The sequence below is a fragment of the Nonomuraea sp. 3N208 genome (genome assembly GCF_052245935.1).
In the GTDB taxonomy this organism is placed as follows: Bacteria; Actinomycetota; Actinomycetes; order Streptosporangiales; family Streptosporangiaceae; genus Nonomuraea.
The window spans coordinates 1-7400 of sequence record NZ_JBQQBR010000104.1 but is presented as its reverse complement, the minus strand read 5'-3'; the positions used below and the strand labels follow the sequence as shown (position 1 = coordinate 7400).

Genomic DNA, 7400 nt, shown 5'->3' with positions numbered 1-7400 from the left:
CGTGATCAAGACCGTCGCCCGTGACGCTTACGGCTTCCGCAACCCCGAATCCCAACGACTCCGCACCCGCTGCGCCACCACGCGAAAGAGCCGCGGCTGCCTCAACCCCGCTTAACTTCGAAGAGCCGCCAAGAAGGGAGGGACACTATGCGGAGTGCATTAGCAGAAGTTCTCTGGTCAATCGGTTGCAATCTCGCGGGAGGCGTCCTCCTGCCCGCCGACGAGCGGACGGATCTATTGAGCGCATTACCGACCTGAATGTACGCCGACGAGACCGGCTCGGCGGCGTACTCCACGAATACTCAAATGCGGCTTGAACTGCATGGATGGATTTTTCGGCAGGCGCAGTGTCGGAGACCCGCAACGCTGGCCGTAACCCACGCACCCTCTCCGAACCGCGGGACCCACTCCTTCGTTTGGGCCCTCCGCTCCCGAACACGTCCCCAACCGCCAGGTAGCGGAGGGCTCTGCCCCCAGGGCGTTCCTCAACCCGCGTTAGCCAGATGTTAAAAGCCCTGGCGGCCCTCTCTCAGAGAGTAGATCAGAGGTTGAGGATATGCTGCTGGACGGTCGACCACTCCATCCCAAGAGCTTCCTTGGCAAGCTGAAGCGAAGACAATTTGGGGTTGCTCTGTTCGATCTCTCTAAGCGCAACTCGGATGGCGATCCCAGCCCTCCATCGCAACCTCATGAGCTCAGAGTTCGCAGCGGACGATTCATATTGATTGGTAGTCTCCAGCCAATCTCGACCGAGGCGAAGTGTGCGGTCCATGACCTCTGTGTGGAGCGCCTCTCTGGGGACATACCCTGAGCCGTAAGCGCTACGAGCCTCTGAAATTTCCGGCCATTCAAAGCCGAATTTCGTGACAAGTAGGTCAATAATCCAGAAGAGAAGTTCAGACTTCTTGCTGTGCGGCCACGCATCCGGAGAATTCGGAATAGTTGGTTGTGAAGCGATGGCATCACTGTGTACCGAATCGCCGCCGCCGACCGGAACATCGACGTAGACGACTTCGTGGGTTGAATTCAGCCACTCCTCGGTAATACGGAGTCCTGACCGAGCTTCTAGGATTGCCAGCGCCGCCGCCTTCTGCGCGAGAACGCCAGCAGGACTGTCCTCGGAAAATTGGTGGATGAATTGTAGCTCTTGGCTAAGTGCTTCCGGATTGGTTCCGCCAGCGAGCTCGCGCGAGAAACCTTCGGGGAAGTACGCGACGATATCCCCCTCCTCGGCATACGCCATGGCCTCCCAAGTTTTGCCGCCCCACTCGATTCCCAGCACCGACGCACCACTGCTCAGAGCGCGGCAATAGTCTCTTAGAGAGGTGGATTCAGAGGATAGGTTGAGGATCGATACCGTCCCATCTCCTGCGGATCGATGGACAAAGAATGCCACTATCGGACAGTGCAGCGTTATTGGAAGTTCGTATCCGTCTTCTTGACGAACCTCTGGCGGAGTCCCGCCCGCGAGAACTTCGTGGATATCGTCGATCTCAATCGATTGATGAGCTTTTGGCGTGACAGAGATCCACCACATTCGATCGGATAGCCACTGAACAGAACTGGAACGCAGCAAGGATAGATAGTAGTTGATTGTAGCGAGATCGTACATGATGCCTGACACTACTCCTCGATAAGTCGATCGGGAAGATGGTTCACGTCGAGCCGGCCCGGGAGCGCTGAAGCTTCCATCTCGGGCACCCGGGCCAGCTCAAACAGGGTGTGCTTATCGCTTGACGCTAGAGGGCGTCGCCCGATGCTCTACCGTCTGCGATCATCCCAATCTTGGTACTCCTGGGTGGGATTGCCGCAAAGTTCCTCGATCGGTCGCAGGTTGATCTTGGTCTTGAATCGGACGAAAAACGGATCGCCATGCAGGACCCGGTCTCGAAGATAGAATCTTTTGTCGAGCGCGTCACCGGCCTTTTTGTTGTCGTCATTCGCAATGGGACAGACGGAAAACTTATTGGGATTGGCCGGCTTGTCGCCGTCCCAGAGCGAGGACCATTCCCATCGCTCATACGTGGAGGCGAAGGGGTATTCATCGCATTGACGGGTTTGGTTCTGCGTGTAGTTTACTCCCCAGATCTCTATGCACTTCGGTCGCGTATACTTCCTACGATAGGTGTCGGCGAGGTCGCCTGACAGTCTGTGGAGCCATGCCCTGCTCTTATTCTCGCCGCCGCATCCCTGGATGATGGTCTTCCCCGCCCCTCCTCCGGGGCCGACGTAGCCGAGAGGCTTCTCGTAGGTGTCGTTGGGATCGTTGCAGGCCTTCCAGTAATGCTCGTATGCAGCGTCATAGCCTGAACCGGTGCTGAACACGATCGAGGGGATGGCACTGTCGAAGATGCAGCCACCATCGCCTGCGATGTAGCTAGCGCTGTCGCACCGAACAATGGTGCGATCCTCGAGCGGCTTCCCTGAGAGCGAGTAATAGCCTTGGATGCCCGGCCAGGTCGGCCAGTTCACATACGTTCGGAAACCGTCAATCGTCACGGCCTCCACGTTTTCCTTCTCTTCCGTCTTTGCGGGAGTTCCGTTGTCGTGCACTTCCCAGACAAGCGTCCGCTTCGGATCCGCCTTCTCCTTGGGGCAGCGCAGCCGGAACCGCGCAGTGCTGCCGTCCCAGCTATTTATCGACTTGGTGCGATAATTGACGTTCGGGCTACCCCCGAATTCGGTTACGTGCTGGCATCGAGTGCCCACCGGATTCACGCCGATCGTCATTTGGCGCGAACCGATGCCTACGTTATAGATGTCGTCGAGCTTATTATCCAGGTAATAGACGTCAACCACGATGTCTCGTGATGTGGCGCCCTTTGCTTCATCCGCGCCCAGGCTGCCCTTGCCGTGGAAGGTCTGGACAATGGTCATCACCTTCCCCTTCGCCTGGCAGTAGGTGATGCGGCAGTTAGGGGTGGAGCTGTCTATCGCCGTAACGTCGCCGATGGAGCACCAGGAATAGTGGTTTTTGATCCAGCCCTCCGGACGACCAGCTTTGGCGATTTCTTTCTTGCAGTCGTCGGGGGTTATACGATCGAATTCATAGATGGGGATCGGGTCGTCCGCGGCTGGCGCGCTCTGGACGACGGTGTTGTCGGATTCACGCTGGGCCGGGCGAGTATCAGCAGGGGTGGCTGCAGTGATCCTCACGCTGATGGTGTGCCAACCAGTCCAGGCGCCGTTGGCACCAGGGGCGGTCGCGCGGGCGCGCCACCTCACCAAATCGCCGTCTCCCAGCCGCCCACCGGGAACCTGCAGCGTCACCCGGGAGTCGGCGCGCTTGGCGGTGGCCTGACCTGACCAGACCAGTTGCTTGCCCTCAGCGGTCTCGTCCGTCTCGACGGACTTGCCGGACTTGCTGGCCTTGGCGGGGATGCGGGAGATTTCCATCTCCACTTTCGCCTCGCCGTCGCGCCGGGCGGGCAGCCAGGTGGTCAGGCGGGGGGTGAGGGTGGAGGCGACGGTGACGCCGTCCATGGTGCGGCTGTCGTCGACCGTCAGCTTCGCGATCCCGGCGTGATCCGCGGTAGCCGTGTTCAGCCTTGCCGCTGTGCTGGTCGCCGCGGCGCCGACGGGGGTGTTCATGTCGGTTTGGATTTCGGACGCAGTCTGGACGCGGTTGTAGATGCGCACGTCGTCAATCAGGCCGCTGTAGAACTCGTCCAACCAGATACTGTTGCCGCCGAGGCGTAGCGCACCGCCGTTGTCGGCGAGGTTGCCGGTCATGGGTGTCTGGTCGATCTGGGTACCGTTGAGGTACAGGGTGACGATGGTGCCGTTGTAGGTGACGGCCAGGTGGCTCCATTGGTTGAGTGGCAGCGGATCGTCGCCCACCACTGACTTGGAGGTGGTGGCGTTCTCCAGCCAGCCCAAAGGTTCGCCGCCGTAGGAGGCGTACAGGCCGTAGGCGTGGCCGTTGGTGTTCTCTTTCGACAGTACGGTGCGGTAGCCGACCACAGTGGCCGGCTGGACCCACGCCGAGAATGTCAGTGTGTTCGTCAAGCGCAGCGACTGGGCATGCGGGACGGTGACCCAGCTGGAGGTGCCGTTGAAGGACAGGGCCTTGCCGTGCTTGCCGTTGGCCCAGGTGGTGTCGGTGGCGGCTCCGGTGTTGTTCTGCCCGGAGGAATCGCCCACGGTGGTGCCCGTGCCCTCGTCCATGCCGTACGCGGCCACCAGGCCCGGGTTCGTCGGCGGGGCGGTGACGGTGGCCGAGGCCTCGTTCGAGGACGGGCTGAGGTTGCCGGCCGCGTCGGCGGCGCGGACCCGGTAGTAGTACGTCCCCGCCGACAGGCCCGCGTCGGTGAACGTGGTGGCCGGTGACGAGCCGACCTGGTTCGCGGCCGACGGGGTGAAGGCCGGTGTGGTGGAGCGGTGGACGGTGTAGGCGTGCACGCCCACGTTGTCCGTCGAGGCCGTCCAGGTGAGCTGCGCGCTTCCGGCGGCGCCCGTCGCGGCGAGCGAGCCGGGCGCGGTCGGCGCCTGGGTGTCCGGCGACGGCGTCCTGCCGATCGGGGTGGTCATGTCGGTCTGAATCTCGGTGGTGGTCTGCGCGCGGTTGTAGATGCGCACCTCGTCGATCAGGCCGCTGAAGTACTCGCCCCATATCTGGTTGCCGCCGATGCGCAGCGGGCTGCCGTCGTCATACAGGCTGTCGCTGAACGGAATCTGGTTGACCTGCTGGCCGTTGACGAACAACCGCAGGTACGTGCCGTCGTAGGTGAGCGCCAGGTGGCTCCAGGTGTTGACCGGCAACGGGGAGGTACCGGCTACGGACGAGACGGCCTCCGGCTCAGGCTGCGCCCAACCAGAGGGGACCGAGTCGCCGTTGGCGGCGTACAGGGTGTACGAGACGCCTCCCTCGCTCAGCTCCTTGCCCACCACGGGGCTCCAGTTGGCCACCGAGGCCGGGTTGACCCAGGCCGACAGCGTCATCCCGCTCTCCAAGCGCAGCGAGGCGGCGTCCTGGGCGGTCACCCAGCTGGAGGTGCCGTTGAACAGCAGCGCTTTGCCGTACTTTCCGTTCTGCCACGAGGTGGCAGTGGCTGTTCCGGTGTTGTTGTGGCCAGAGGAGTCGCTCACGCTCGTCCCAACACCCTCATCCATGCCGTACGCCGCCACGAGCCCGCTCGGTGGTTTCGCACCCGTGGTGAACGACCAGCTGTACGGCACGGCCAGGGAGTTGCCCGCGAGGTCCTTCGCGCTGGACACCTCGGCGGTGTAGGTGGAAGCCTCAGCGAACGGCTGTTCAGGAGTGAAGGTGAGCACTCGGTCGGTGGTATCCATCACCGATGATCCAGCAATCGCAGCTCCGCCGGAGTCCTTCAGCGTGAACTGAGCGTCAGTGACCACTTCGCTGAATGTCACTGTGACCGGGGTGGTGACTGGAACATCGGTGGCCGCGGCCACCGGGCTCACCGAAGACACCGCCGGTGGCGTGCCGTCAGTCGTGAACGACCAGGAGTAGGAGGGCATCACGTTGCCCGCCGCATCCTCGACCCCACTCAGCTGGGCAACGTAAACCGACCCCGGCGTCAAGGACGTCGCTGGAGTGAATCCAACGAAATCCGCAGTCTGGCCGGTAATCTTGCTTCCGAGGACAGCGTTTCCCGCGGAGTCCTTGAGGGTTATCTCCGCCTTCGATACGTCTTCGCTCAACACAGCCCAGACATCAAGCTTGGTCGCCGTGTTGGTTGCATCTCTGGCGGGCGATGTTGTCACGACGCTTGGCGGAGCTGCATCAGGCTGTGGTTCCTCGACAGGCGCAGGACCGTTCAGAAGATCTTCTGCCGAGGTGGAGATGTCCTGGCCGGAACGGAGCCTGAGCTCCGAGGCCTTCTCCCACGAAACATCTTCAGGGCTTGGAAGAGCAGTCGCAGAGCGTCCCTTCGCTGGGTCGTCCGCGAAGGCGCGAATCTCATCCGCCGTCGTCGGATGGGGCTCTCCGGGATAAAGCCAATATCCAATGTTCGGCACCGGCGGCGGAGGCGCTTCGAAGTCAACGGTGAGGATGGGCGGGTGGAGTTGCCCCTTGCACTCCTCCAGCGGGGTGCTCCTGCAGCCGCCTGCCTCGTCGGTCCGGTAGCGGCGCCAGTTGGTGGTGTCCGACTCGCTGCCGGCGGTGAGCTGGACGCCGTAGTTGGAGGCACCGTCCGACCAGGCCTGGACGATCTCGTCGATCGAGTAGACCAGGTCCCATTCCTTGCCCGCCCAGCTCGCGGCTCCGCTGGTGCAGTCGGGGCTGTAGGCGGCGCCCTCGGTGATCTGGCCCGTTGAGGTGACCGACGGCTGGCTGTTCCACGTCATGGTCGCCTCGTCCCAGGGGGACGTGACCTGCCGGGTGGTGATCCCGGAGCCGATGTAGGTCCCGCAGTCGTTGGACAGGTGGTTCCACAGGATCAGGTCGGCGTTCTGCACCTCCAGGCCGCGGAACTCGGCGGGCATGTCGGGGAACTTGATGTAGCTGCGCCAGCGGACGGTGCCGCTGTTGGACTTGCCGACCAGGATCCGGTCCAGGTTGAAGTTGTACCAGCTGTCCTGGTAATCCTTGTCGTTGACGAAGGTGTCCCAGCCCTGCTTGGGCAGGCCGCCGGCGCCGGTGTGGGTCTCCCACCAGTCGGCTGCCACGGCCGCCATGGTCACGGGATAGGTGACCGCAGGGTCGGCCAGAAACGCGGCATCTGGGGCGAACACCAGCGACTTACCGTCGTCATCGAGGCTGATCGCGGCTTTGCCGACCTTGCCTTCGTCGATGGGGGCGTAGGCGTCGGCGGCCGTGGCGTCCTGCAGGAGCGTCGGCCGCAGTTCGGTCAGCGTCTTGCCGTCCTTGCCCACGATGATGGGCCGGCCCTGCGCGTTCTTGCCGAAGGAGAGCCCAGCGGGCAGTGCCACCGGCATTTTGAAGGTGACCGGGCCGCTGGGCCGTTCGGTGATGACGACCTGCTGCCGGAAACCGGTCGCGGTCGCGGTCACCAGGAGGTCGCGGCCCTTGCCATAGGCGCCGGGGTAAGTGGCGGTGTTGCCCTTCAGCTGCGGCTCAGGCAGTGCCGAGGGTGTGCTGATCTTCGCCGTGGCGTCGTCCGCCGCCGCCTCGGCGCCGGTCACCTGGCTCTTGAGCAGGGTCTTGTCCCGGCCCGCGGACAGAACGAGGTCGCCGAGCGTGGCCTTGGGCTTGATGGCGCCGTCCGCCTTGACGAGGGTGGTGTCGATCGGCGTGAAACCCTTGCCGTCGGCGTTCCTCTTCCGGATCGGCTGGGCGCTGGACTCCATCCGGATCGTCTTGCCGTCCGGGTTGGCGTAGAAGGTGGTGCTCTCCGAGCCCATCGACTCGACCTCGACGCGCCGATTCTCCTTCTTGGCCTGCGCCAGTGCTTTTCCGGTCGGCGTCGTGGGGG

2 protein-coding genes are annotated in these 7400 nt (G+C 63.0%); both read right to left on the bottom strand.

Features of this window, described 5'->3' with window-relative positions; translation table 11 throughout:
* Window positions 1–541 precede the first annotated feature (541 nt).
* Window positions 542–1612, bottom strand: a complete 1071-nt coding sequence (locus tag ACTWPT_RS59220) for a hypothetical protein (protein ID WP_443186344.1) — start codon at window positions 1610–1612, stop codon at window positions 542–544.
* A gap of 149 nt (window positions 1613–1761) precedes the next feature.
* A complete protein-coding gene (locus ACTWPT_RS59215; protein WP_443186343.1) occupies window positions 1762–7329 on the bottom strand; it encodes a LamG-like jellyroll fold domain-containing protein in 5568 nt (1855 codons plus the stop codon).
* Window positions 7330–7400 lie beyond the last annotated feature (71 nt).

Coding starts and splice junctions, on each gene's coding strand:
- ACTWPT_RS59220 (WP_443186344.1), bottom strand. CDS start 1,612: ATGTACGATCTCGCTACAATCAACTACTATCTATCCTTGCTGCGTTCC.
- ACTWPT_RS59215 (WP_443186343.1), bottom strand. CDS start 7,329: ATGGGCTCGGAGAGCACCACCTTCTACGCCAACCCGGACGGCAAGACG.